Source organism: Streptomyces sp. NPDC051822, assembly GCF_044452745.1.
Classification (GTDB): Bacteria; Actinomycetota; Actinomycetes; order Streptomycetales; family Streptomycetaceae; genus Streptomyces.
On sequence record NZ_JBITBZ010000007.1, the window covers coordinates 102,992 to 128,612 of the forward strand.

Genomic DNA, 25,621 nt, shown 5'->3' on the forward strand with positions numbered 1-25,621 from the left:
GGGGCGGTGGATGAAGCGGAGTTGGAGGTCGGGGGCGGGGCCGACCGTGACGCTGAGGGGGTAGTGGTTGCCGTCGTGGCCGCGCGCCCCGTGCAGTCGGAGCCCGTCGCCGCCGCCGAGGCCGTCGGCGGGGTCCAGCGGGTAGTTCTCGAAGACGAGCGTGGTGTCGAAGAGGTCGCCCGCCCCGAGGCGCTGCTGCACCTGTGCCAGGGGGAGGAACTGGTGGTCCAGGAGGGCGGCCTGCTCCCGCTGCACGCGCCGGACGAGTGCTTCCAGCGGTTCGGCGGGGTCCAGGACGACGCGCACCGGCACGGTGTTCATCAGCAGGCCGACGATCTCCCCCGCGCCGGGCAGGTCGGTGGGGCGGCCGGAGGCGGCGATGCCGAAACTCACGTCGTCCCGGCCGGTGAGCCGGCCCAGGAGGAGTCCCCACGCGGTCTCGACCACCGAGTTGAGCGTGACTCCCAGGCGGCGGGCCCAGGCGGTGAGGCGGGAGACGACGTCGGGGTCCATGGTGCGGTAGTGCGGGAGCGGGGCCGCGCCGTCGCGGGGGGCGTCCGGGGCGAGCAGTGAGGGCTGGAGCCCGGCGAGCGCCTGTTCCCACGCGGCGCGGGCCGCGTCGGCGTCCTGCCCGGCGAGCCAGGCGAGGTAGTCGCGGTACGGCCGTGCGGCGGGCAGGGCGGCGCCATCCGCCCCGTACAGGGCCATGAGGTCGCGCACCACCAGGGGCAGCGACCAGCCGTCCAGTATCAGGTGGTGGTTGGTCAGGGCCAGGACGTGGCGGTCCGCCGCCGTCCGTACGAGCAGGAAGCGCATCAGCGGCGGCCGTGCGAGGTCGAACCGGCGGGTGCGCTGCCCTGCCAGCAGCGCGTCAAGCCGCCGCTGCCGCTCCTCCCCGGCCAGGGCGGACAGGTCGTGCTCCTCCCAGGGCGCCGGCGTCCGGGCGGCGATCGCCTGGCTCCACTCGCCGGAGCGGCGCTGGAGGAAGGCCGCGCGCAGCACGTCGTGCCGGTCGAGGACCTGACGGGCGGCCTCCCGCATACGGGCGCTCGACAGCTCGCCGTGGAACTCCAGTGCCAGCTGGCCGACGTAGACGTCCTCCGCCGCGTCGTCGAAGGTGCTGTGGAAGAGCAGCCCTTCCTGGGCGGGTGCGAGTGCGAGCAGGTCGGCGATCTCGAAGTCCGCCGCCGCCTCGCACTCCTCGATCCCGTCCTGGTCCAGGTCGCCCGCGCCGGTCTCCGAGGGGATCAGACCGGCGCTCCCGGCGGTGCCGGCCAGCGCGGTCAGCTCGTGCAGCGCCTTCTCCCACTCCTGTGCCAGCGCGGTCAGCCGCGTTTCGGACAGGCTGCGCGAGGAGGCGTTCCAGCGCGCCGCGAGGACCGGTCCCCGCGGGCCGTCCTCCAGGACGACGGTCAGCTCCACCTCGTGCGCGAGCGGCAGTTCGGGCGGTTGCGGGGCGACGCTGTGGCCCGCGAACGCCCAGGCCCCGGCGGGCTCCGTGCCCCCGGCGGGCTCGGTGCCCCCGGCGGGCTCGGTGCCCCCGGCGGGCTCGGTGCCCGCGTCGGCAAGGGCTTCGGCCACGGCGACCCTGCCGAGGTAGTTGAAGCCGAACTGCGGGCGGGGCAGCTCCCGAACGCCCTCCCCCAGGGAGGACGCCGCTCCGCCGTGGCGGAGCAGGTCGTGGCCGAGACCGGCCTCCGGCACGGTGCGCAGCCGCTCCTTGGTCTCCTTCAGCAGCCGTGCGGCGCCGGCTCCGGGCCGAAGGCGTACCGGGTGGACCGAGGTGAACCAGCCCACGGTGCGGGACAGGTCGATGCCGGGCAGGAGCGCGTCCTGGCGGCCGTGGCTCTCGGTCTCCACCACGAACACGGGCCGGTCGCCCAGGACCCGCGACGCGGCCAGCGCGTAGGCGGCCAGCAGCAGTTCGCCGGTGTCCGCGCGGAGCGCCGTGGCCGCTGTGCGGACGAGCGCGTCGGTCAGGTCGGGCGGCAGGCTGTGCGCGTGCTCGCGCGCCGTGCCGTGGGTGTCGGCGTCGGGGTCGAGCCTCGTCTCCAGGGCGACCACGTCGTCGTCCGGATCCTCAAGGCCCGCCAGGGTCGCGCGCCAGTGGGGAAGCCGGCCGGTCACGGCGGTCTCGGTGGCGCGTCGGGCGATCCGGGTGGCCCACTCGCGCAGGGAGGCGCCCTCCGGCGGCAGGGGCGCCGTGGCGGGGGAGCCGGCCGCGGTCCAGGCCTGGCGGAGGTCGTCCGCCAGGATGCGCCAGGAGACGCCGTCCACGCTGAGGTGGTGGGCCACCAGGACCAGCAGGCCGCCCCGGTCCTTCCCCCGGTCCAGCCAGGCCGCGCGCAGCACGGCTCCGGCGCTCGGGTCGAGGGCGTCGCGCGCGTGCTCGGCCTCCCGCTCCACCGCCTCCCGCAGCGCCGCGCCTTCGAGTCCGGCGGCGTCGCATCGGCGCAGCAGGTCCGCGGCGGCGACCGTCCCCGGTTCGGCCACCACCAGGCCGTCCGGCGATCCGTCCCGGTCCGCGGCGGCCCGCAGGCGCAGCGCCCCGTGGTGGTCGATCAGCGTCTGGAGCACGCGCCGGACGTCGTCGGCCGCCGCGTTCGCGGGGGTGGTGAGGACCACCGACTGGTGGAAGCGGTCGGCGCCGCGGGCGCGCATCGACCCGGTCCGGGCGACGAGCCGCGCCGCGGCCGGAACGTAGGGCAGCGGCCCGCTCGGGGCGAGCGCCTCCGGCTCGGGACGGTCCGCGTCCTCGTCCGGTCCGGCGGACCGGGCGGCGGCGGCAAGCCCGGCGGCCGTGGGGTGCTCGAAGACGTCGCGGACGGTGAGGTGCAGTCCGGCCCTGCGGGCGCGGCCGACGAGCTGGATGCTGACGATGCTGTCGCCCCCGAGCCTGAAGAAGTCGTCGTCCGCTCCGGCTTCGGGCACCCCCAGCACGTCGGCGAAGAGCGCGCAGAGCAGTTCTTCCTTCGGTCCGTTCGGGGCGCGGCGGCCCGCGTGGCGGCCGAAGTCGGGCGCGGGCAGGGCGCGGCGGTCGAGCTTGCCGTTCGGGGTGAGCGGCAGGGCGTCCAGTTCCACCAGGGCGGCGGGCACCATGTGGTCGGGTAACCGGAGGCGCAGCCGTTCGAGGAGGGCGGCCTGGTCGGCGGCGGCGCCGACGACGTAGCCGACCAGGCGGGCGGGGGCGGCCGCCCGCTCGGGCGCCCCTTCCGGCCCTCCGACGAGGGTGACGGCCGCCTCCCGGACGCCGGGGAGGTCCAGCAGCGCGCCCTCCACCTCGCCGGGCTCGACCCGGAAGCCGCGCACCTTCACCTGGGCGTCGGCCCGGCCCTCGTAGACCAGTTCGCCGTCTGCGCTCCAGCGCATCAGGTCGCCGGTGCGGTACATCCGCTCCCCCGGCCGCCCTTGCGGGCAGGCGACGAACCGTTCCGCCGTGGCGGCCGTCCTGTCGCGGTATCCGCGGGCGACGCCGGGCCCGCAGACGTACAGTTCGCCCGTCACACCCGGAGCGACCGGGCGCAGGCGGGCGTCGAGGAGCAGCACCCGTGCGCCCGCCACCGGTCGGCCCACCGGCACGGGTCCCGAGGGCGCGTCGGCGTCCGGGGCGATCCTGTGCTCCAGGCAGTTGACGGTGGTCTCGGTGGGCCCGTAGCTGTTGAAGACGGTGGTGGCGCCGAGGCGGGTCCGCCAGCGGTCCAGCCGTGCGCCGACGAGTTGCTCGCCCGCCAGGACGACCGTTCCGGCGGCCGTGGAGCCGCCGAACTCCTCCAGCAGCGCGAGGTGGGAGGGCGTGGCCTTGACGAAGGACGGGCGCTCCCGCTCCCACTGGGCGATCCCGGACTCGTCGAGGTCCCCCACCTGGATACGCCCGCCCGCGGCCAGCGGCCCGTAGAGGGAGACGACCGTGAGGTCGAAGGCGACCGGGGAGTGCAGCAGGACCGCGCCGCTCAGCGCGTCGCCGTAGGTGTCCAGGGCGCGTTCGACGAACGCGTCCAGCGCGTCCCGCGTCACGACGACGGCCTTGGGGCGGCCCGTCGAACCGGAGGTGTAGATCGTGTACGCGGCGTTGTCCCCGGCCACCGGTCGTGCGAGGCCGGCGCCGTCCTTCGGGAGGGGGGCGCGGTCCGCCAGTTCCCTCTCGGTGTCCTCCTCGCCCAAGACCAGCGCGGCGCACCCGGTCGCTCCGGGGAGCGTACGCAGCCGCTCGGCGTCGGTCACCAGCAGTGCCGGGGCGGAGTCCGCGAGGGCCCAGCGGTTGCGGTCGGCGGGGTGTCCGGCGTCGAGCGGGAGGTAGGCGGCGCCGGCCCGCAGGGTCCCCAGCAGGGTGGCGACCAGTTCCGCGCCGCGGGGCAGGAGTACGGCGACGAGGTCCTCGGCGCCGACGCCGCGTGCGGCCAGGGCCGCGGCCACCCGGTCGGCGCGGGCGTCGAGTTCGGCGTAGCTCCAGACCCGTCCCGGCTCGACCACCGCGGGCGCGTCCGGTGTGCGGGCGGCTCGGCCGGCGATCCTCGCGGTGACCGGTTCGGGGCGGCTGTCACGGGTGCGGGGCGTGCCGGTCCCCCAGGCGCGCAGGAGGCGGTGTTCGGCGGCGCTGAGGACGTCGAGGGTCCCGACGGGCCGGGAGGGGTCGTCGACCATCGCGGTAAGGACGTCGAGCAGTCGCTCGGTGAGCCGGTGCGCGGTGGCGGCGTGGAGCAGGTCGGCGGCGTGGACGAGGGCCCCCTCCAGCGCCCGGTCCGGCCCCTCGCGGTGGGTGAAGTGCCAGGAGAGGTCGAACTTGGTCTCCCCCGACTCCACCGCCTCGATGCGGTCGGCCAGTCGGGGGAACCGCGCCCGGCCCCGGTCCTGCTCGGGGCCGTTGAGGATCAGCATGACCTGGAACAGGGGGTGCCGTGCGGTGGAGCGGACGGGGTTGACCGCGTCCACGACCCGGTCGAAGGGCACGTCCTGGTGGGCGAAGGCCTCCAGGTCGCCGTCGCGCGTCCGGGCCAGCAGCTCGGTCGTGGTCGGGTCGCCCGAGACGTCGGTGCGCAGCACGACGGTGTTGACGAAGCAGCCGACGAGGCCGTCGAGCGCCTCGTCCGGGCGGCCTGCCACCGGCGTGCCCAGGGGGATGTCCGATCCGGCCCCCATCCGGCTCAGCAGGACGGCTATCGCGGTCTGAAGCACCATGAACGGGGTGGCGCCGACGCTCCCGGCCAGCTCCGCCACCCTGGCGTACAGGGCGGGCGGCACCTCGAACCGAGCGACCCCGCCCCGGCGGACCGGCTCCTGCGAGCGGGGGCGGTCGGCGGGGAGCCGGATGTGGTCCGGCAGCCCGGCCAGGGCACGGCGCCAGTAGCCGATCCCCTCGATCTGCGCGGCGGCGCGCTGCCGGCTGCCCTGCTCCCACAGCGCGAAATCGGCGTACGTCACCTCGGGCGGCGGGAGGACGGGGGCGTGTCCCGCGAGCCGGGCCGTGTAGGCGGTGGCCAGGTCGCCGATCAGGGGGCCCATCGACGCGCCGTCGGCGGCGACGTGGTGGACCAGGAGCAGCAGGGCGTGTTCCTGCTCGCCGGTGCGGTAGAGCGTGGCGCGCACCGGAAGGTCCCGCGCGAGGTCGAAGACGTGGCCCGCGGCGGCGCGCAGCTCCCCGGCGAGCGCTTCGGGGGCGACGTCGCGCACCGGCAGCGGGGGCCGGTGGGCGCCGGGGGGCGCGATGTGCTGCTCGGGTGCGGGCGACGCCGCTGCGGTGTCGCCGGCAGCGGGCCGCATGGTGGTGCGGAGCGTCTCGTGCCGGTCCACCACGTCGCCCAGCGCGGCATGCAGCGCGGGGACGTCCAGCGGTCCGTCCAGGCGGAGGACGGTCGGGATGTTGTAGGCGGCCGAGGCGCCGTTGAGTTCGTCGATGAACCACAGCCGCCGCTGCGCGGACGAGAGCGGCACCCGTTCCGGGCGGGGCCGGACCGGGCGGACGCGGTCGTCCGTCACCGCCCCGTCGCCCAGTTCCTCCGCGAGGCGGGCGACGGTCGGGGACCGGAAGACCTCCCGTACGGTGACCGCCTTGCCCAGCCGGCCGCGGATACGGCTCGCGAGGCGGGCGGCCAGCAGGGAGTCGCCGCCCAGGGCGAAGAAGTCGTGGTCGGCGCCGACCTCTTCGACGCCCAGCACCTCGGCGAAGAGCGCGCACAGGGCCTTCTCACGGGCGTCGCGCGGCGCCCGCCCGGCGGTCGGGCGCGGGGCGACGGGGGCCGGCAGCGCCGCGCGGTCCACCTTGCCGTTGGCGGTACGCGGGATCTCCGCCAGCTCCACGAGGACGGAGGGGACGAGGTGGGCGGGGAGCCGGTCGGCGAGCGCCCCGCGCAGGCGCTCGACGTCCAGTCCTCCCCCGTGCGCGGGGTCGGGCGCCAGGTAGCCGACGAGCCTGCGGTCGCCCGGCCGTTCCTCCTGCACGGTCACCAGGGCCTGGGCGACACCGTCGAGTTCGGCGAGGGCCGCCTCCACCTCGCCCGGCTCCACCCGGAAGCCCCGGATCTTCACCTGGTCGTCCGCCCGGCCGACGAACTTCAGCACGGTGCGCCCGTCGCCGGGCACCCGTCGTACCAGGTCCCCGGTCCTGTACATCCGCTCGCCCTTCCCGGTGTGCGGGTCGGCGACGAACCGGGCGGCGGTGAGGCCGGGGCGGCCCAGGTAGCCGCGGGCCAGACCCCTGCCGCGCAGGTAGAGCTCTCCCGTCACCCCGTCGGGCACGGGCCGCAGCGCGGCGTCCAGGACGTAGGCGTCCACGCCGGCCTCGGGGTTCCCGATGTCCGGCGACCGGTCGCCGCCGGCCGCGCACCGCCCGGACGTGGCCTGGACGGTCGCCTCGGTCGGCCCGTAGACGTTGAACATCCGCCGGCCGGGCGCCCAGCGGGCGATCAGCGAGGGCGGGGGCTGTTCGCCGCCGGTGACCAGGTCGGTCAGGTCGGGGAGGTCGCCGGGGGGCAGGGTGGCCAGTACGGCGGCCGGGGCGAGGGCCGTGGTGACGCGCCGGTCGCGCAGGAACGCGGCCAGCTCGTCGCCGGCGAGGCCGTGCGGCGGGACGACGAGGCAGCTCCCCGACGTCAGCGCCATCACGAGTTCGGCGACGGCGACGTCGAACCCGAGGGCCGCGAGCTGCGCCACCCTGGAGCCGGGGCCCAGTCGGTAGCGTTCGATCTGCTCGGCCGCCAGGGCGGCGATGCCCGCGTGGGTGACCACGACCCCCTTGGGCCGCCCGGTCGAGCCGGAGGTATGGACGACGTACGCCGGGAGGTCCACCGGGAGGGTTCCGGGCGCGGGCACGTCGGCCTCGGCGCACCGCGCCCCGGCGTCGAGGAGGTCCTCGGCCGGCACGAACGGGCAGTCGGCGGAGAGGAGCTCGGTCCCGGCCCCGCCGACCAGCAGGGCGGGGCGGGCGTCGCGCAGCAGAAACGCGATGCGTTCCGCCGGGTACTCCGGGTCGATGGGGAGGTAGGCCCCTCCGGCCCGCTGGACCCCGAGGATCAGCGCCGCCGGCTCCACGCCCCGCGGCACCGCGAGGGCGACGATGCTCTCCGGCCCCACGCCCCGCGCGGCCAGCCGCCGGGCCACCCTCTCGGCGTGGGCGTCGAGTTGGGTGTACGTCCAGGTGGCGCTGTCCGAGGAGACGGCGGGGGCGTCGGGGGTACGGGCGACCTGCCGGGCGAAGAGTTCGGGCAGGGTCCGGGCGCGCAGGTCGCGCCGGGGGCTCCGCCCGGAGGCCGACGCCCCGGCCTCCTCCTCCGCGCCGAGGAGGCGGGTCCGGCCGATGGGGGCCTCGGGGTCCTGCCCCGCGCGCGTCAGGAACTCCGCGAGCCGCGCGGCCAGCGAGGCCACCGCGTCCGCCGAGTGGAGCAGGGGGTTGGCAGCGAGAGTGATCTCCAGCTCGCGGCCGTCGCCCGGAGTGCCGAGCAGGTTGACGACCAGGTCCTCGACCGGTCCGGCCGAGAGCTGGTGCACCGGCGCCCGGCAGTCGCCGAAGTCGAGCACCGGGGCGAACGCCATGACGTTGACGAGCGTGGTGGCCGGCGACGCGCCGTGGAGTCCGAGCGCCCGGCCGATGTCCTCGGTGCGGTGGCGCTGGTGGCGCAGTGTGGTGCTGATCTCGGCCGCGGTCAGCTCCAGCAGCGCGGCCATCGACATGCCCTGCCGCACGGGCAGGCGCAGCGGTACGACGTTGGCGAGCATCCCCGGTGTGCGCACCGCGGCGGGTGTCACCCGGGCGGTGACGGGGAGGCCGACGACGACCTCCTCCCCCGGCGCGAGACGGCTCAGGAAGGCGGCCACCGCGGCCGTGGCGTACACGGGCCAGGGGAGGCCGCTCCGGTCGGCCTTGCGGCGCAGCGCGGCGGATCGGGCGGCGGGCAGACGCACCGTGCGGCGCAGTTCGTCGGGCGGGGCGGGCGCGGTGGCCGGCGGGGCGGGCGCGGTGGCGGCGGCGAGGCTGGTGGGGCGCGGGAGGTCCGCGAAGCGGTCGCGCCAGTGGTCGGCGTCCGCGCGGTGGCGGGCGGAGTTCCGGTAGGCGTGGTCCTCCTCTACGAGGCGGGCCAGCGGGGCGAACGTGCAGGGCGGCGGTTGCCGGTCGGTGCGCAGCGCGCGGTAGACCGCCGCGAGCCGGTCCAGATAGAGCGCGGCGCCGTACCCGTCCAGAGCGAGGTGGTGGTAGCGCAGATGCAGAAGGGCGCGGTCGCCGCCGAGCGGGATCAGGGTGTGGCGGCAGGTGTCGCCTGCGGCGAGGTCCCAGGGTTGCGCCCGCTGCCGGTCCATCCAGTCCAGGGCCGCGGAGCGGGACGGGGCACCGCCGCTCGGGTCGGCGTGGAAGAGGCGGGTCTGCGTGCTCGGCGGCCGGGCGAGGACGTGCTGCTCCAGGGCGCCGTCCGCGTCCTCCTGGAAGGCGGTGCGCAGCGCCTCGGTGTCGGCGACGGCGCGGCCGATCGCCTCGCTCAGCACCTCCTCCACGACGTGGTCGAGTTCGAGGTAGAGGCCGCAGGCGTAGAGCCTGTCGTCCGAGCGCAGACGCTGTGCCGTCCAGATCCCGGACTGGGCCGAGGTGGCGGCCACACGGTGTGCCGGGGACTCCAACATGCTTCTCCCGCTCTCGGACTGAAGGGGTGTCTGCAGGCCCGGACGCGCGGCGGCGTCCGCACGCACGAGTGCCTGGGCACGTGCGTTGTGCGTTATGCGTGGTGCGTTGTGCTTGGTGGGGCCGGCGGCCGTCAGCGCATGGTGCGCGAGGCCAGCCGGGCGGTGAGCCCGTCGATCGTCGGCTCCTGCCAGAGCAGTCCCAGGTCGCATTCGACGGCCAGGTGCTCCTCCACCGCGCCGCACAGGGCGGTGCCGGTGACGGAGGTCATCCCGTAGTCGGTGAGGGGGACGTCCGTGGCGAGGGAGGCCGCGGGGACGCCGAGGCAGTCGGCGCACTGCTCGCGCAGCCACTGCCGCAGGGCGTCGGGGTCTCGGGGAGCGGGCGGGGAGGGGGGCGGGGACAGGGACATGCGGGTAGGACCTCTGTCTTCGGTGGGCGCACGGTCGGGCTTCGGGACGGCGTCCCGGTCGGCCCTCGTCCGGGCAGGTCGGGGCCTCGGGGATCGCGTTGCCACGGGGTCGGGGAGCGGCCCGCCGCCGGGAGCGGATCAGGACGGCGGCACGGTCATCGCGGGCGCACGGTCATCTCGGGGGCACGGTCATCTCGGGGCACGGTTCATTTAGGTGGCACGTTCATTTCGGTGGCGGGAGTGCGCCGTCGCGGTCGTCCGCCTCCCGGAGCGCCGCCAGGAGGCGGTGGGCGCCGGGATCGGCGTGGACCTGGGCGAGTTCCCCGGTCGTGAAGAGCCGGGCGGTCAGGCGGCGTTGCACCTTGCCGCTGCTGGTGCGCGGGATGCGGCCGCGTCTCACCAGTACCACTCCGGCCGGGGCGAGGCCGAATTCCCTCGCGAGCGTCGCCCGCAGGGCCGTCACCAGCTCGGGGCCCTGCTCCGGCCGGACGGACGGACCCACCTCGTGGGTGAGGACCACGGCCTCGCCCCCCTCGGTGGGGAGGGAGAAGGCCGCCCCGATCGTCCCGAGTTCGGGGTGGCGGGCGCGCAGTTCGTGCTCGATGTCGTGGGGGTAGATGTTGCGGCCGTGCACGATGAGGAGTTCCTTGATGCGGCCGGTGACGTACAGCTCGCCCTCGTACAGGACGCCGAGGTCGCCGGTGCGCAGCCAGGGCCCGGAGCCGTCCGCGTCCATGACGAACGTCTCGGCGGTCGCCTCCGGTTTCTGCCAGTAGCCCCTGGCGGTGCTGGCGCCGCGCACTCTGATCTCGCCCACTCCGTCGCCGGTGACGGGCTTGCCGGTCGCGGGGTCGACGACGCGGATCTCCAGGGCCGCGGGCCGGCCGCAGGAGACGACCTCGCGGGAGGGGCGTCCCGCGGCCGCCTCGACGAAGCGGTGGTTCTCAAGTTCCGCGACGTCCACCCGCCGGGTGCGCAGCTCCCCCGCGGACAGGGACACCAGCAGGGTCGCTTCGGCCAGTCCGTAGCAGGGGGCCGTGGCGTTCGGGTGGAGGCCGGCGGGGGCGAACTCCTTGGCGAAGGCGCGCAGCGTCTCGGCCCGGACGGGCTCGGATCCGTTGCCCGCCCAGCGCCAGCGTGCCAGGTCGAGCCGGTCCCTCTCCTCGGGCTTCACCCGCCGTACGCAGTAGTCGTAGGCGAAGTCGGGCGCCGCGGAGAAAGCGAGGTCGAAGCGGTCGATCAGCGTCAGCCACAGGAACGGTCGGCGCAGGAAGGCGCTGCCGCTCATCAGGACGGCGGCTCCGCCGCTGAACAGTGCCGGGCTCAGCAGTCCGAACAGCCCCATGTCGTGGTACATCGGCAGCCAGCCGCCGAGCCGGGCGCCGGCTCCCAGCTCGAAGCCGGTGAGCAGGCCGCGGACGTTGTCGGCGATCGCGCCGTGGGTGACGACGACCCCCTTGGGGCTGCCGGTGGAGCCGGAGGTGTACTGGAGGACCGCCACCGTGTCGGCCCGGATCTCCGGTTCCCGCCACGTGTCGGGGTCGGCGTCGCCGGGCAGTTCGTCGACGGAGTAGAGGGGCAGTGCGCCCAGGCCGGTGCGGGCCGCCCACTGCCGGACGTCCGCCTCGGTCTCGGAGACGGTGAGGACGGCGCCCGCCTCGGCGTCCTTCGCGATGCCGACGACGCGTGCAGCCTCCAGGGAGGTCCCGGTGGGCAGGGGCGCGGGGACGGCGACCATGCCCGCGTAGAGGCACCCGGCGTAGGCCGCCGCGAACTCCGCGGACTGCGGGAAGAGCAGCAGCACGCGCGCACCCGTGCCGAGTCCGGCGGCGCGGAGGAGGACGGCGATGCGGCGGGCGGTGGCGTCGAGCCAGGCGTAGCTGCGCAGCGCCTCCTCGCCCTCGTGCTCCGGGTGCCGGACGAAGCCCACGGCCTTGCGCTCGGGGTCGGCCTGGGCCGTCGCGGAGATCGCGGCCACCAGGTGGGGGCCGGCCAGCGGTTCTGCGGAGGGACTGCTCACAGCAGCGGCCCTCGTCTCCCGCCAGGGCGCGGCCTGAGGCCCGCGGCCGACTCGCACGGCGTGCTCCCGTGCTTTCGGGCCGCCGGGCCGGCGGGGTCGCCGCTGCGGAGGACTCGGTTCCCCGACGCCGTGGACTGCGGTTTCCGGCACAGCGGCCGGACGGCTAAGTAGTGCGGATCTTCGTGGTCGTACACCCTCTGTTGACCTCCCCCGTAAAGCGGCGGATTTTACAGTTCGTGCGCACGTGCTGATCCTGATGGAAACCATTCGACCCGAGTCCCCCACGGGGATAATCGGACCACTCGACACACCATACAGGGCTGATCCTCTTTTGAAACAGGATAGCTCTCTTTTACTCGAAGTCCTCTGTGGAACGAATGGAAAAGCTATCCCGCCCAGCAAAGCCGCACACCACATGCGCGCGATACGACGAGGGCTGCACCGTAGACCACGGTTACTACCCCTTTGTCCGATTTCCTTATCCATGCCACCCCGAGGGGCGCACCGAGAAACGGTATACATGGCTTCGATCTCGCCACAAGAGGCTGCCGGGGAAAGGCCCTCTTGACAGAAGGGGAACCCGCCTTCACCGGCACAGTGCGGCGATTTCGCTGGGCATCGGGGTATTCGGGACATGACGGAGCAAGCCTTACGGAGCAGCCGCCTCGATTCTTCGTCAGGATCGGGACGCACACCCGACGCACACCCAACGCACATTCGCGGCACATTCGAGGCACATTCGACGCACACGGGCTTCCGGATTACTTCACCGGCAGGAAATATTCAGTTCAACCGGGGCCAGCGACGGAAAAGGGATAATGCCTCCCAGCCCAGACCGTGCTGCGGTGAAGTCCGAAAACGGTCCCCGCCATGGTGGCTCCACGTCGGAGCTTCCGGGACGGCCGCCGGCCAACGGAGCGACCACGGCCTGCGCGCCCGCGAAAGGAATTGCGGCGCGACCGCTGCCATGGCGGTCTTCTTCCGCTCGGGACAGCAGCCTGGAGAAAACGGCCGACTCCCTCACCGAAATGTTCGGCGGAACAGAGGACCGACCGCGGACCGGCCACTTCACGCCAAGTCCGGAGCACAGGAAAGGGCGAGGCCGCGGGGACTCAGCGCTCCCCGCGCCCGGTGCGCCGGCGGCAGGCGACGACGACCACGCTGGAGTACCGACCCGGGGGCCGGGAAGCGCCCTGGTTCCCCGCACCGAAGGACGGGGGCGCACAGGGAACGCTCCAACGACCGACTCGCCCCCTGGTGCAGTAGCGCATCGCACACCGCACCTGGGCAACTGAGTGCCGGGCACAGCACGATGGCTACATGGCCCGGTCGGTCAGCAGGGCGATGGCGCATCGGGTCTGCAACGCGGCCAGCCGGCGGACCACCGGGACCGCGGTGGCCAGCAGGAACACCCCGATGGCGGTGTTGAAGCCGATGTCGGCGGCCTGTGACGAGGTGTCGAATACCAGCTCGACCAGCCCCTGATTGTCCTGCCCCCGGGGCAGGGACCACGACCAGGTGGCGTAGAGCAGCTCGCCGAGGCCGCCGAGGGTCCATGTCAGTGCCACGCTGAAGGTGACGACCTGGAGCGGGAAGGCGACGATCAGATGGACAAGGTCGCGCCAGGACCGTGGATCGCGTACCGCGCGCAGCGTTCCCGCCCATCCCGTGCCAGACGACCGAGGGCGGTACGGCGGCAACGGGCGGCCGGTGACGGCCGTCACGCGCCGGCGTTCTACGTTGGCCAGGGCCCGGGCCGCTCGCAGCGTTCCGGCCAGGATCGGCAACCCGGCCCAGACCACGAGGGTGGACATCCCGAGGACGGCGCCGGTCACCACGGCAGTGAACGCCGCCAGCCCGAACGGTAATCCCGACAGCAGGTATCCCAGCTCGCAGCGGAACCGGCGGGCACCCGACGCGGGCGCGACAGGCGCTTGCGGCACGGCGAGGAGCGAGGTGGTCTCAGTCATGGGACCAGGTTCGCGTTTCCACGGCCCCGCAGCGAGCCTGCTAACCGGACCCCGGAGGGTAGGGCTGACCCCACCCCTCACAGGTCGGGGTGTGCGCGTACCGGATCGCGTGCCGGTGGACACCGCCCCGATCGACCGAGGTGTCGGGTTGCCGTCGCTGCCGACCGGTTGAGTGTCCGTACCACCCTCAGCGCGATCGAGATGGGCGCCCAGTGCGTGGTCACGGGCCTCCAGCACGGTCCGGGCGCTGGTCGACGAGCTGGGCATCACTCGGTACGAGCGGTGCGGTGCAGGGTGAGTCCAGCGATCAGCACGCGCTCGCCCGGTCGGCGCCGGCTCGGAACAGGCCCGGACGCAGCCGCCCACTGACCGTCCGTCACCGGCTGAGGCAGGCTGGATCAGTCGCGGTACTCACAGAGGTAGGCGGTCTCCACGGCCACCTTGAGCTGGAACTTGCTGTCGGCCGGGACGTCGAACCGGGTGCCGGCGCCGAACTCCTCCCACGCGTCGGAGCCAGGGAGCTTGACGGTCAGCGCGCCGGAGACCACGTGCATGATCTCCCGCTGTGCGGTACCGAACTCGTACTCACCGACGGCCATGACTCCGACCGTGGCGGGACCCTCGCTGCCCTCGAACGCGATCGACTTGACCGTGCCATCGAAGTACTCGTTGACCTTGAACATGCGTTTCCTCCTGGAAGCCGAGCTGAGACAGGGCCGGCGACTCGACACCGCGGCCGGCAGCCCCGGAAGGCAAGGCTACGTCTCGGCCAAGCACGCTTGCCGCGCCCTGTCCGCCGCCCGAACTCGGCGAGTACTGAGGGGGCCCGGGCGTCCACCGGGGCGCTGGTACGGGGCGGGGCGGGCGGGTCAGGGTAGTGGCCCGACTGGTCGGGCGGGGCGCGGGCGAGCCGGCCGTCGACCACCGAAGACGCGGTAGTCGCCGCGATCGGTCAGGAGTCGCAGGGGGCTTCGTCGCCGGCCCGGCTCGCCACGCCGGGATCGAGTCGGCCGGACTCGGCCGGCCAGGCGAGTTCGCAGGGCGATCGCGCCCGTGCTGCCGCTCCTGGCGGCGCGGCTGTGCGAGTTCCTCGGGCCGACGATCCTCGGCGAGCCCCTCTGGACGACCGCGTCGACGTCCGGGTCGTACGATCCGCCGGCCGTCGCAAGCAACTTCCTGACGGGCGGGTCGGGTCAGCCGCTGACCGTGAGCCGGATGTTGCCGATCCGCCCCATCCGGTCGAAGGAGACGACGACGGCGTTCCCGGTCGGCAGATCGGCGATCAGCCGGTCGCCTTCCACCCGCTGCGGCACCCCGTGGTGCTCGAAGTACCCCGTGACCGCCTGTCGCGGCGAACGCCCGATGAGTGAGACCCCGGCCATGAGCACGCGCGGCAGGGCAACCGGATCGAGCTGGGCGGTCGGCACCTTCGGGTCGTCTGGCAGGAAGTACACCTGGGTGCCGGGCCCAGCGGGCTGCCCGATGTACCCGGGAGTGTTGGCTACCCCCATCCCCGCGAAGGCCAGCATCTCGGCGGCCCGCCGAGGATCGTCGAACCCGGACAGATCAAGTTCCTCAGCGGTGAACTCAGGGATCCCGTGCGCCTGCCCGTACCGTGCCACGGCAGCGGACAACGCCACGACCTCACTCCCGCCGAGCCCCGGATTCGCCCAGCCCCAGAGCCAGGAACCCCCCTCCATGTCGTACGTCCCAAGGACACCGACCCGCAGCTGCACCTCTCCCTGCTGGTACGAACACGTCGGCAGGTCCGCGCTCCACGGCGCCTCGGGCAGGAACTCCATGAGCGCCTCGAGCTGGGCAGCGCCCCAGACGGCGTGCCGTTCCGCCTCGAGCAGGAACTGATCGCTGAATCCCTTTGTCATGATCCCGAGCGTAGGGGGCAAGGCCCAACGACGGTTGGCCGGGGCGTCCTTCCCCGCTTCTGGGCTGCCCGGACGCCTACCTGCCGGGCCGACGATGCGGCATATCGCCGACCTCTGTCGCGGCGAGACCGAGACCGACGCGAGAGACGCGTCCCTCCTCTCGGACGCGGGCAGCGCGATGCGATGCCTCACACGCTGCGGGTGATCGAGGCGAGGACGGGACCCTCGCCGAGCCGGAGATGATCGTCAGGCTCCTCGACGACCTGCCGGCGAGGCGACCCGGGTCGCGAACCGGCCGCACGGCCTGCCGCCCCAGACCCACCCGACGGTTGACTGGGTCAGGCTGCCAGTCGGGCGAGGGCCAGCACGTGCGCGTGGTCGAGGGCGTCGGCAGCAGCGCAGGGGACATCCGGCTGCACGCCGGCGCCCTCCCAGTTCGTGCCGGAGACGGGGTTGATGGCGCGGCCGACGGGGATGGTGGCTTCCAGGTGGGGGTGCACGGTCCAGCCCTGGCACGGGTGTGCGCCGCCGCGGGTGGGCTCGCCGACGACCACGGCGCGGCCGAGCTGCTGGAGGTCGTACGCCAGCTCCTCGGCGGCAGAGAAGGTGCTGTCGCTGGACAGCACGTACAACGGCTTGCTGCCGCCGAAGCGCGCGCCGGGAACGTGCGGCAGGCTCCAGTACTGCTCGCTGTGCTCGCCGCCGCGCCAGGACATGGTGTTGAGGTGGGTGCGCTCGTCCAGCAGATAGCTGCAGACGAAGGCGACCGTGTCCGGGTCGCCACCCCGGTTGGCGCGCAGGTCCACGATCAGTGCCTGAGCGCGGGAGGCCAGGGTGAGCGCGGCGCTCAGCGGTTCGGCGGCCCACTCCAGCGGAAACAGCATCGGTGCCAGCTCCACCACGGCGACCCCTCCGTCGAGCAACTGCACACGGGGCGCACCGCCGAGTGAGGTGTCGAAGTCCCGGCGCATGGCGTCCCGGGTGGCCGCCCCCCGTTTCGGGGACACCGGGTCGACGTGGTGCTTCAGCCTCAGGTGCCGGTCGCCGTTTACGGTCTGCAGGTCGGCGGTGACCAGACGGGCGAGTTCCTCTGCGTCGTCGACGTCGTAGGCGCCCTCGGCGAGGCGTCGCTGCAGCAGGCGGGCGAGCTGCTCGGCTGTCTCGGGGAAAACGTAGTTCTCGGTCAGGAGCCGGATCGTCTCGTCGATGACAGGGGCCGGCGGAAGCTTCGTTGAAGTCGTCATGGCCGGGAGTAGAGCACTGCCCTTGCGTAAGCGTCAAAGAGTTTAGACACTTTCGGAATGCGTGATCAGCCTCCCTACCTGCCGCCTCCTGAAGACGTCCTGGAGATCGGTGCGCCTGAGCAGTTCGCGGCGCTCGCTCATCCATTGCGTCAGCGGCTGCTCTTCTCCCTGGGCCACCGGCCTGCCACCACCAGCCAGCTCGCGGCGCAGCTCGACGCGAAGAAGGGCAACGTGGCCCACCACCTCAAGGTGCTCCGTGAAGCCGGGCTGATCCATATCGCCGAGACCCGCCAGGTCCGGGGCGGCACCGAGCAGTACTACCAGCGCACGGCCCGTCACATGGTCGTCGCCGAACCCCAGGCGGCAGGCACCGCCGCGATGCTCGCGGCGATCGCCCAGGAACTGGACCGCTCCCCCGCCGAGGCCCACCTGACACTGCGCCACCTGCGCCTCAGCCCAGCGAAGGCAAGAGAACTCGGCGAGGCCCTCGCCGAACTGGTCGACGAGGCCGAGGAAGCCCCAGAGGACCAACCCCTGCACGGCGTGCTGGTGGCGCTCTACCAGCACGCCCTGCCGACCAGCCCCACAGGTTCCGCCTAGAGCGTTTCCTCCGGATCACCTCGCGGGTCGGCCGGCTTGCTCGTCGCGTTCGCATCGCACGGCCACGTCGACGTCCTGTGGTTCGGGGGCGTTTCTGGAACCGTGAGTGCCTGGGCGGGGAAAGGTCCGGTGGGCTGGGACGAATGGAGCGAAGTGGCAACCGGCGTCCATGAACTGCTGCCACGATGGGTAGGGGCATCAGACAGCGCGAGGAGGTTCCGTTGAACGAGCCGACGGAGAACAAGGGCCCGAAGGTCCCACCGAGTTATCCGCCTCGGACGCCACCTCCGCAGAAGAAGCCGGTCGAGCCCCCCCGGCCCGAGCCGAAGACGAAGACCGTCCGCACGGCGCTCCCCCTGCTGGGGTCGGGTCAGGCCCGTATCGAGACCCGGCGCCCGCGTATGGCCGTCAGGAACCGGCGAGTCAGTAACTGGGTCTTCCCCGCGGACTCCTGGGCGGCCGACAAGGCGGTCCGCAATGTGACGCAAGCCGTGCACAGCTGGGCGTACAGCCATCCCCGGGACAGCCTGCTGGAGGTGACCGTACGCCTTCTCGTCGACACGGCCGTGAAGGACGCGGGCAAGCGTGTCAGCGTTCACCTGGCGGACCAGGACGGCATGCTCCTCGTCGTGGTCCTCAGCCACACCGAGGCTGGCCCCGACCAGACCGTGCTGGCCTCACTCGCGTCCGTCACCGGCACGGTGAGCTGTGGCACTGATGCCTCCGACGAAGGCCGCAGGATCTGGGCACTGCTCTCCACCGAGCCTCCGCGGAGCCGGACGCCTGCCGCGTGACCCGTCGGCCCGTTCAGGGGCGCTGCCGGCTCCACCGTTCCGCGGACTCCCCGCCGGCGGCGACGGCCTGGTGCTCTCGCACGGCGAAGAAGGCGGACTGCCCGGCGGCACCGCACCGGGGCGCCGGGCCTCAGCCACGCACGCCCTGTCGGCACGGGTGGCGGCCGACCTTGCCCTTTGCGGCCCCGGCCCCGCGCCCCGTTCACCACCTCGTACGGTCAGGCTGCGCGGGTGTGGTGTCGAGGTCGGCCAGGCCGGCCATGAGTCCGGTGCCGGACGCCGGGGCGGGTTCGGCGGTCCAGTTCGTCAACGACGAGCGAAGGGCCCGGCCGTCGGGGGATCTGCGCGTCGGTGGCCGTCCGCCGCGTCACAGCGGACCGGCCAAGCCTCTGACCTGCTTCATTATCCGAGTGCGAACGACGCCCTCTCTTGCCACTTCGCCCCGGCGTACACCATCAGTTCAACCGTCGCGACATGAGATGTGAACGGGAGACTGCCGGCAAGGTCGGCCTCGATCTCCTCCAGGACGGCGCCTTCCTGGCCTTGCGCGATGGTCCGGTGCGGCACGATCTCGGCAAACCGGCCGCCATACGGCGGAGCCTCGGGCCAACGATCAGCGATCGCTTCGGTGAGCTGCCGCAAGTGCGTGTCAGGCTCGGGGACGAGATAAAGCACTCCCGGGAGTCGTCCACACCTCGCGAACCACAGGTCAAAAGCCTGGTGGGCGCCCAGCACCTCCGCGAGAGCGCAGTGGACGGGCGCCTCTATTCGGCTCTCGTCGAGAAACGGGAAAAGCACGGTCACGTGGGCGGCAACCCCGGCCTGGGCTGAGGGGTCGAGCCGTTCACGCCACCCGCGGACGGCCGGCTCCGCCTCCGGAATCCGGACGATGAGCCCCGTCTGGCCCCCAGAAACGAACTGGTGCTGTCATCTGCCATGACACCGCATGGTGTCACCACCGCCGCAGACGGCACGGCCCCTTTTCCGCCGAACGATCACGACCGATCTCACCGTCCAGCCGAACCGCCCGCCTGGGACACCGCTTGCGCATCGTGCCTCCGCCGCGGCACTGCCTGCGGCGCATCACCGCCGCGCTCTCATGCCGCCGTGACCCACGGCAGCATGACCGGGGCCATGCCTTCCCGCTCCCGCTCCCGCTTCTCGCCTGCAGGCCCGCACGACCGCCGCCCGGTTCCTGCCGTGACCAGGCGCCCGTATCCACCGCATGCACGTTCGGTTAGGCTGGCCTTGCCTGGGCGTCTGGACCCGGATGTACGGGTCTGGGTTCGGCTGCCGCAGGTGGGAACCCAAGCCGATAGAACAGCCAGAGGCAGAGCGCAGGTGAGACATGGTGACCGGGCTCGTTCGTGTCGTGCTCCCGGTGGGAAGGGAACGCCCATGCGCGTGACTGGGGACTCGGGGTTCGGCCTGGCGCTCGGGACGAGGCGTCGTGGATAAGATCGCGCTCACGGCCGGAGCCTTGTATGTCATCGTCCTGCTTCGTGCCGGAGGGACGTTCGCCGTCGGGTGGCTCGCCGGCACTGGCGCCCGGCGCAGCAGGTTCGCCGGGCGGATCTCTTCGGCGAAGTTCCGGCGCGCCGAACGGGCGATCCAGCGGTGGGGCGCGCCCGTGGTGGCCGTCTCCTTCCTGACTATCGGTTTCCAGACCGCCGCCAACTTTCTGGCGGGCAGCATGCGTATGCCGTTGCCGCGCTACCTCCCTGCGCTGTTCGTGGGTGGAGCGGCCTGGGCGCTCGTCTACGCGACCGCGGGGCTCGGCGCGCTCGAAGTGCTGGGAAGGCTGTTCGCCGAGCGGCCGGCTCTCGGGGCGGCCGTCGTGGCCGTCCTCCTCCTCACGGTGTGCGGGGTGGTGGTGTACGGCAGAAGAAGGCCGGTCGTGCCTTCTGGTGACACCGTCGCCGACGAATCCTGAACCACCCGAGCAGGCCAGGGCGATCAGGAGCGGCACGCCGTACGAGATCCGCGTCCGCGTCACCCAGCAGCCGCGTTGATCGCCGTCACCGCGGTGTCCATCGGGTCCAAGGCAGACAAGGACCCGACCGAATGGCTGCCCTCGGGCACCTCCCACCACTGCGCCTACGCCACGGCTGGGTCGGCACGGAACCGCGCTCGCAATTCGACGCCGACGAGGCCGAAGGCCAGGCCTTCTCGGTCTTGCCCAGGACTGCCCTACGACCGTTGTCGCCTTCGAGCCGGTTCCGTACTCGGCGTGTGCGGAATTGCGGCGAGCCTCGCGGGCCGGGTCCCGGTACGAGTCGTTCCCGGCGCGGTGATCTCCTCGATGTCGGTCGTGCTCGGGCTGCGGGCCAACCGACCGGGTCTACGTCCGGGCATATCTTCAGAACAGGGGTTCTTCGCTCCGAGCGGCGACGGCCGCGGCCTGTGACGGACGAGACTTGTCCTGGTGCAGGACCGTCATGGCCTCTTCGATGCGGCCGAGGTCAATGAGGTACCCGGCCAGGTCGTGGCTGTTCGCGGAAGCGTGCGGGCGCAGGACGGCGCCGGCCCGAGGTCGCGACCTCGTGCTGAGAGCGGGCCTGTGTGATCGCTTCATCGACGTGGTCGAGGGCGGCGATCAGCGCCAGCCCTATCCAAGAGGTCCCAGTCCTCCGCGCTCCCAGCGGCGGCGGCGAGGGCGTCAAGGTGAGCCAGGCCGTCCTCGGGGCGGCCCGGGCCGAGGTGGGGGTCGGAAAGAGTACGAAGGATCCGGTCGCCCCACATCACGACGATCGCCTCGCCTCCCGGCCGTGCCGGGACAGGAGCTGCAGCGGCTCGAAGGCCGCGTTGGGGTGGACCAGCGTGGTGGCGTCCGCGCGCAGAAGGGAGGTCGCCTCGTCGGTGCGGCCCTGGCGCTCGCGGGTCGTGGCGAGCAGCCCGATCGCCGTGTCGCGTTCGAGGCCCCGGCAACACCACCGGAAGTCGGAACACCCGGTGCTCGGTTCGGGCAGCGAGCAGCGTGGCGGCCTCCTCGTCGCCTCTTCCCGGAGATCTCCGAACGTGGCTACGGCGGCATCGCCTGGTCGTCCGCAAGCACCTCAGCACCCTGGCCGCCGGTAACGCCGAACCGATCCGCGCGGACGTTCCCAGCCCACGCAAGATCACCAACCGGATCACGCGACCGCAAGACACCCATCCACCCGAACGCGAGCCCACCTGTAGACGCAAGGATCGCCTGCCCGACCATCCCCTGAACCTGCGACCTCGCCCGCGGTTTTGCCGGCTGCCTCCGGCAGGACCTATGCGCCGTCGCTGCCAGCCTCACCGTTCACTGGAGCTCGGGCGTGGTCGAAGGCCACATCAATTGAGTGAAAGCCCGCAAGAGGGCGATGTACGGCCGAGCCTCATTCGAGCTCCTTCGCTTCAGGATCCTGACACGGTCCTGGCTCGACGGTCCCCTGCCGCGCTCCCCGAGGCCGGAATCGTCACCGACTCGCGAGCCGGCCTGCCCTTCGACAAGGAGACTCCCACGAGCCCTGCCGCCATGTCCGGACCGGCCACAGACGATCTTGAATGGGGGCATCGGGATCGGGATCGGGTGGACAGTGGAGTAGGTTCCCATGGTCGTGAACCAGAGGGCGGGAGTTGACATGGAAACGCACGACCCGATGGATTTGATCCACTTGGCGGGCATCGGAGGCAACAGCGTCGTTGTTCGCGTAACAGGCCAAGAACTTGGCGCATCTGGCCGGCACCCTGACGTCCTGGTCGGCGAGATCAGTATCGAAACCAGGTTCGTCAAGGGAAGCATCAAGACTTGGCTCTTCCCGCAGGACCTCACGGACTGGGAGACGGCACTCAACACCCTGGCCGTTGGGGAAAGCATCGCCTGGAGGAAGGACAAGAGAGCGACCGAACTACACGTCGACCTGGAGGAGGGCCTCGAACGCGCCACGGTGTCGGTTGCCGACCGCTCGATGTCCCTGACGACCGTTCAGGTCATCGTCGACTTGGCAGACGGCTGGCTTGAAGACCATCGCGCCCGACTGGACAGAGTTCGGCAGGCGTGGCCCATGCGACGCAATTGAGGAAGCCTTCTTCGCCCCTTGCCCTGCAGTCGTTCACACAACAGTGTCACGCAGCCGCAGGGTGGCGCGGCGGTGCCTTCGAGCGGGGAGGCCGGCCTCTGGTCGGCTCTTCCTGTAGGACTGATGGTTTTCGTCATCCAGACCCGACTTGCGGGCTCCGTCAGGGCACGGCCTACCGCTGGGACAGCCTCACCGTTCGGCGCTGTCGGTCGACCCCGACGACGACCACAGCGATCTCTTCATCCACAGTGAAGTCGGCCTCGGGGTCGGATCGGTCGGGGGCCAGCTCGCTCACGTGGACGAGCCCCTCGATTCCGTCGGCGACCTCTACGACGACACCGAAGGGAAGCCGCTGGACGACCCGCCCCGACAGCTCGCGCCCCACACCGACGCGCTCGGTGAACGCCTGGAAGGGGTCGGGCCCCGTGGCCCTGAGCGACAGCCGGGCCTCCCCGTTCCACGTGTCGAACTGGAGGAACTCGCAGGTGACGCGCTCGCCCACTTGAACGACTTCCGACGCGCCGACGCCACGCCGCCAGCTCAGCTCCGGCAGCGTGAGGAACCCGACCCCCGGGAAGCAGGGGTGCGGGGGGCCTTCGTCCAGGGTGACGAACACCCCGAACGGTTCGATGGCCGCGACGGTGCCGGAAAGCAGGTCCCCCTCCCGTAGCGAGCCCAGGAACTCCCAAAGCTCCGGGTTCTGAGTCGGTCCGATCATGTTGTCCGGCCTTCCACGGTGCGCCCGGGACCGGAGCGCGTCGCCGCGCGGGCGGTCCCGGGTGCCATCCACCGATTTCATGTCAGTGCGCCGCCTCCACGGATACCAGCCCGTGACAGTGGTTTCGCGGTGGTCTCTCACACCTATGACAGTGGCTGTCCGTCTGAAGACAAACCCTGATCAGCTCGTCACCGTACCCGCCCTGGATCGCCTCGCCCAGACCGCGCAGGCGTGGTGGGCGGTGGGGCATCGGACATCGATGGTGGCGGTCTGCTCGCTGGAGAACGACCCCGTGCTCAACGAGCTCGGAGTACGGACCACACATACCCGATCCGCTCGCCCCTGTGGGCCGGGTCAGGGCCGTCATCTTCGCCACCTGTGCCTCGCTGGTCGACCGGGACGACCCGCAGGACCCGACGGCCCAGCGGAAGGTACACGGCCGCACTCCTCTTCGCCGAGGTCAGCGGATCAGATGCCGAACTCCGCCGCCGGCAGGCCAAGCGCAGCACACGCCTCACGGATGATCTGCTCCTCGGCAGGCTCGATGAAGCCGTCCGCACCCGCGACCACGATGCCGGTCTGGATGACCGCCCGTGCCTCGGTCGGCTTCTTCGCCACCTTGGCGACCTCCTGTAGCACCGCCGCCTTGCCCATGACGAAGCCGGCCGAAAGCTGGTCGACGTGCTTGTTGAAACGCTGGCGGAGTTGATCGGCGGGGAAGTTCTGAAGGACGTCGTTGGTGAGGATGAGCGACTCGACGTGCTGGCGCTCGGCCGGATCGACCCGTCCGTCAGCGGCGGCCACCAACGCGCACATGGCCATGCTGGCGTCCCGGAAAGCGCCGCTCTTCAGCTCCGTCTTCAACGACGTGAGCTGCGACTTCAGCCCGCTCACGAGTTCGGCCCTGGAACCGCCCCCGGACCGTGCGCCGGACGGCCCGTGGCCGCCGGAGCCGCCGCGTACCCCCTGGGCCTGCTGCAGACCTCTGGTCGCCTGGTCCTTGATCCGATCCCACATCGCCACTCGTGCCACCTCAGCTTCTGCCACGTCGTACCTCGTTGGACACGCATCATCGCGCACCACCCTGCTAACGCCTTCCACACACTGTGAAGTTCCCCCACCACGACTGACACGACGCCCTCAGCGCACATGCCACCCCAACGCCGGCACAGGCCGGAACGACGCGACGCGAAGACGACCGAGACGGGAGGCCGGGCAGGACCGGCGCCCGCCGAGGCGGCCGAGCACCACCAGGACGAGGCCCAAGGCACCCGGCATTCAGACGTCATCTCATTTGGTGGCTGCCTGCGGGGAATCGGCGACAAGACGCGCCATCTCATGCAGGCGGCGCCAGTACTCAGGGTGGTCCGTTTCACTGACCCCCAGCGTCATCGTCGTCGTTGGCCAGTGCATCGAGGTCGTCCCGCGCCTCGGCGCGGTCCTTGAGGACGTGCGCCCGCACTCGAAGTAGCTGGTCCTGACACCGGTCCCTGATCATCGTCGCGGCTAAGGTGCGGACATGGCTGTCATGGATGTCCGCAACGATTCCAAGGGATGGCTCGTCATGTGGCTGGAGCCTCTTGGTGAGGATCGATGGCTCAGGCCGGACGAGACGTTCCGGGTCCGATCCAACTACAACGGCGATGAGCCGGCCTTCTCCATGACCTTCTGGGTGGATGACGACGACCGGTCGGCGGGGATCGAGAACGTCGCCGTCTGGATCGAGAACGGTGACTGCTACGCGGAAGTCACCGACAGGGCGGGCGACCTTATCGAGTGCGGGCACCAGAGGCCTGAAGAGGTCAACCGGCGATGGCAGGCCGCGCTCGAAGAGGCGCACAGGCGTGCAGCGGAGCGCAAGCCCGGAGGGTAGGCAGTCGGATGGTGCGGCACCGCGCCTCGACCGCCTCGTCCCCATCCGGGGGACGGTGTCAGCCGGGCTCGAACGCCAGGCCCCGACGTGGACGGTGAAGATCGACGCGCTCACCACACCGCAGCACAGCCACGGGCGACCAGTACCGCGGTCCAGCCGTCGCCGATCACCGCGTAGTCGCACAGTGGTACGGAGCCCTCGGCCCGCAAGACCGCCGGGCGATGGCGCTCGGTTCTGGGCGAAGTTCCCATGGCTTCACCACCTCCTCGGGCTGATCTCTCGCTGTGCACGGGGCGGATCATCACACGGACATCATCAACGACAACCTCGGCCAGCGGATGTGATCCAAAGAACTGGCCTCCCCTTCGACACGGCCGGTCCGCTTACGCGGCGCCCTCGCCCCGGTCCGCTGCGAACGGAGCAGGGCTACGGGGTCCACGTCGGGCCCGACGTCTGGGTCCATCACCGGCTGGGGTAGTTTGAACGCGTTCAAGGCACCGAATTCTGGGGGGCGGCCATGCGGGTCACCGCGCGCGAGAGTGTTCATCCGTGGCAGGTCGGCCTGGCCGCGTGCGCCGTGGTCACCCCGCTAACGCCGGTCATCGCCTCCGGCGACCCTTTCTTCGTACTCCCCCTCGTGGTCGCGACCACGATGTTGACCGCCGTACCGCTGTTCCTGTACGCCCGGCCCTCCGCCTTCCAGTGGGCCACCGGGACCATCGCGGCGGTGCTGCTGCCGTGGTCGCTGATCGGCTCCTGGGTCGGGATGCTCGTCTTCTCTCCGTCGGTCCCCCTCCTGCTCCTCTCGGCGTTCTCGGACCCGCGTCGGCGCCCGAGGGCCGCCAGGTTCCTGGCCGGGGCTGGTCTCCTGCTGGCAGCGGCGGTGACGCTGTTCTGGTGGGGCCGCGGGTACTGAAGCTTTTCCTGCGGATCATCTGATCGTTGGTTGATTGAGTCG

Annotated in this window: 17 protein-coding genes and 1 pseudogene (1 of these 18 only partly in view); 7 read left to right on the forward strand and 11 right to left on the reverse strand. The window is 72.1% G+C overall.

The features are described from left to right. The 7 genes from ACIA8N_RS22130 to ACIA8N_RS22160 all read right to left on the reverse strand — a co-directional run. Positions 1-9,105 carry the beginning of an amino acid adenylation domain-containing protein gene (locus ACIA8N_RS22130; protein ID WP_365778796.1) on the reverse strand. 9,804 nt of this gene lie to the left of the window's left edge, so 9,105 of the gene's 18,909 nt are visible here — the first part of the coding sequence; its start codon is at positions 9,103-9,105; the stop codon falls past the left edge of the window. A gap of 131 nt (positions 9,106-9,236) precedes the next feature. Further along, positions 9,237-9,515: an acyl carrier protein gene (locus ACIA8N_RS22135; protein ID WP_365778798.1), complete on the reverse strand. Its 279-nt coding sequence runs from the start codon at positions 9,513-9,515 to the stop codon at positions 9,237-9,239. Between the two features lie 223 nt (positions 9,516-9,738). Further along, positions 9,739-11,535, reverse strand: coding sequence for a fatty acyl-AMP ligase (locus tag ACIA8N_RS22140; protein WP_365778800.1), 1,797 nt, complete (start codon positions 11,533-11,535; stop codon positions 9,739-9,741). A 1,316-nt stretch (positions 11,536-12,851) separates the two neighbouring features. After that, positions 12,852-13,505 carry a sensor domain-containing protein gene (locus ACIA8N_RS22145; protein ID WP_365778802.1) on the reverse strand — a complete coding sequence of 218 codons (654 nt, stop codon included), beginning with the start codon at positions 13,503-13,505 and terminating at the stop codon, positions 12,852-12,854. Between the two features lie 398 nt (positions 13,506-13,903). Continuing rightward, on the reverse strand, positions 13,904-14,188 hold the full coding sequence (locus ACIA8N_RS22150) for a pyrimidine/purine nucleoside phosphorylase (protein ID WP_365778804.1): 285 nt from the start codon (positions 14,186-14,188) through the stop codon (positions 13,904-13,906). Between the two features lie 510 nt (positions 14,189-14,698). After that, entirely contained in the window at positions 14,699-15,388 is a 690-nt protein-coding gene (locus tag ACIA8N_RS22155) for a DUF6882 domain-containing protein (protein WP_365778806.1), read from the reverse strand. Between the two features lie 338 nt (positions 15,389-15,726). Then, a complete protein-coding gene (locus tag ACIA8N_RS22160; protein ID WP_365778808.1) occupies positions 15,727-16,632 on the reverse strand; it encodes a S41 family peptidase in 906 nt (301 codons plus the stop codon). A 57-nt stretch (positions 16,633-16,689) separates the two neighbouring features. On the opposite strand from ACIA8N_RS22160, the gene ACIA8N_RS22165 reads away from it, so the two are divergent. Next, the gene (locus ACIA8N_RS22165; RefSeq protein WP_365778810.1) at positions 16,690-17,232 is read left to right on the forward strand and encodes a winged helix-turn-helix domain-containing protein; all 543 of its coding nucleotides are present in this window, start codon (positions 16,690-16,692) and stop codon (positions 17,230-17,232) included. Between the two features lie 221 nt (positions 17,233-17,453). Further along, positions 17,454-18,026 carry a hypothetical protein gene (locus tag ACIA8N_RS22170; protein WP_365778812.1) on the forward strand — a complete coding sequence of 191 codons (573 nt, stop codon included), beginning with the start codon at positions 17,454-17,456 and terminating at the stop codon, positions 18,024-18,026. 402 nt (positions 18,027-18,428) lie between these two features. On the opposite strand, the gene ACIA8N_RS22175 is transcribed toward ACIA8N_RS22170, so the two are convergent. Continuing rightward, a complete protein-coding gene (locus ACIA8N_RS22175) occupies positions 18,429-18,917 on the reverse strand; it encodes a 2'-5' RNA ligase family protein (RefSeq protein ID WP_365779200.1) in 489 nt (162 codons plus the stop codon). 559 nt (positions 18,918-19,476) lie between these two features. On the opposite strand from ACIA8N_RS22175, the gene ACIA8N_RS22180 reads away from it, so the two are divergent. Further along, complete coding sequence (locus ACIA8N_RS22180) at positions 19,477-19,959, forward strand: VTT domain-containing protein (protein WP_365778814.1); 483 nt, start codon at positions 19,477-19,479, stop codon at positions 19,957-19,959. A 1,645-nt stretch (positions 19,960-21,604) separates the two neighbouring features. Next, entirely contained in the window at positions 21,605-22,072 is a 468-nt protein-coding gene (locus ACIA8N_RS22185; protein WP_365778816.1) for a DUF5959 family protein, read from the forward strand. Between the two features lie 172 nt (positions 22,073-22,244). Here the strand turns inward: ACIA8N_RS22185 and ACIA8N_RS22190 are convergent, their stop codons facing one another. Continuing rightward, positions 22,245-22,931, reverse strand: coding sequence for a S1 RNA-binding domain-containing protein (locus tag ACIA8N_RS22190; protein WP_365778818.1), 687 nt, complete (start codon positions 22,929-22,931; stop codon positions 22,245-22,247). Between the two features lie 43 nt (positions 22,932-22,974). On the opposite strand from ACIA8N_RS22190, the pseudogene ACIA8N_RS22195 reads away from it, so the two are divergent. Beyond that, positions 22,975-23,260 (forward strand): annotated as a pseudogene (locus tag ACIA8N_RS22195) (helicase); the annotation flags it as partial. On the opposite strand, the gene ACIA8N_RS22200 reads toward ACIA8N_RS22195, so the two are convergent. Continuing rightward, a complete protein-coding gene (locus tag ACIA8N_RS22200; RefSeq protein WP_365779202.1) occupies positions 23,259-23,813 on the reverse strand; it encodes a TerB family tellurite resistance protein in 555 nt (184 codons plus the stop codon). The pseudogene ACIA8N_RS22195 and the gene ACIA8N_RS22200 sit on opposite strands and share 2 nt — an antisense overlap. A 496-nt stretch (positions 23,814-24,309) precedes the next feature. On the opposite strand from ACIA8N_RS22200, the gene ACIA8N_RS22205 reads away from it, so the two are divergent. Further along, entirely contained in the window at positions 24,310-24,663 is a 354-nt protein-coding gene (locus tag ACIA8N_RS22205) for a hypothetical protein (protein WP_365778820.1), read from the forward strand. A gap of 110 nt (positions 24,664-24,773) precedes the next feature. Here ACIA8N_RS22205 and ACIA8N_RS22210 read toward each other — a convergent pair whose 3' ends face one another. Further along, the gene (locus ACIA8N_RS22210; RefSeq protein ID WP_365778822.1) at positions 24,774-24,914 is read right to left on the reverse strand and encodes a hypothetical protein; all 141 of its coding nucleotides are present in this window, start codon (positions 24,912-24,914) and stop codon (positions 24,774-24,776) included. Positions 24,915-25,180: 266 nt separating this feature from the next. On the opposite strand from ACIA8N_RS22210, the gene ACIA8N_RS22215 reads away from it, so the two are divergent. Next, on the forward strand, positions 25,181-25,579 hold the full coding sequence (locus ACIA8N_RS22215; RefSeq protein ID WP_031127777.1) for a hypothetical protein: 399 nt from the start codon (positions 25,181-25,183) through the stop codon (positions 25,577-25,579). The last annotated feature ends 42 nt before the right edge of the window (positions 25,580-25,621 follow it).

Bases quoted from the DNA above. Each gene is read 5' to 3' on its own strand.
- ACIA8N_RS22135 (WP_365778798.1), bottom strand. From the start codon at position 9,515: ATGTCCCTGTCCCCGCCCCCCTCCCCGCCCGCTCCCCGAGACCCCGAC.
- ACIA8N_RS22145 (WP_365778802.1), bottom strand. From the start codon at position 13,505: ATGACTGAGACCACCTCGCTCCTCGCCGTGCCGCAAGCGCCTGTCGCG.
- ACIA8N_RS22150 (WP_365778804.1), bottom strand. From the start codon at position 14,188: ATGTTCAAGGTCAACGAGTACTTCGATGGCACGGTCAAGTCGATCGCG.
- ACIA8N_RS22155 (WP_365778806.1), bottom strand. From the start codon at position 15,388: ATGACAAAGGGATTCAGCGATCAGTTCCTGCTCGAGGCGGAACGGCAC.
- ACIA8N_RS22160 (WP_365778808.1), bottom strand. From the start codon at position 16,632: ATGACGACTTCAACGAAGCTTCCGCCGGCCCCTGTCATCGACGAGACG.
- ACIA8N_RS22165 (WP_365778810.1), top strand. From the start codon at position 16,690: ATGCGTGATCAGCCTCCCTACCTGCCGCCTCCTGAAGACGTCCTGGAG.
- ACIA8N_RS22185 (WP_365778816.1), top strand. From the start codon at position 21,605: ATGGTCGTGAACCAGAGGGCGGGAGTTGACATGGAAACGCACGACCCG.
- ACIA8N_RS22205 (WP_365778820.1), top strand. From the start codon at position 24,310: ATGGCTGTCATGGATGTCCGCAACGATTCCAAGGGATGGCTCGTCATG.
- ACIA8N_RS22210 (WP_365778822.1), bottom strand. From the start codon at position 24,914: ATGGGAACTTCGCCCAGAACCGAGCGCCATCGCCCGGCGGTCTTGCGG.
- ACIA8N_RS22215 (WP_031127777.1), top strand. From the start codon at position 25,181: ATGCGGGTCACCGCGCGCGAGAGTGTTCATCCGTGGCAGGTCGGCCTG.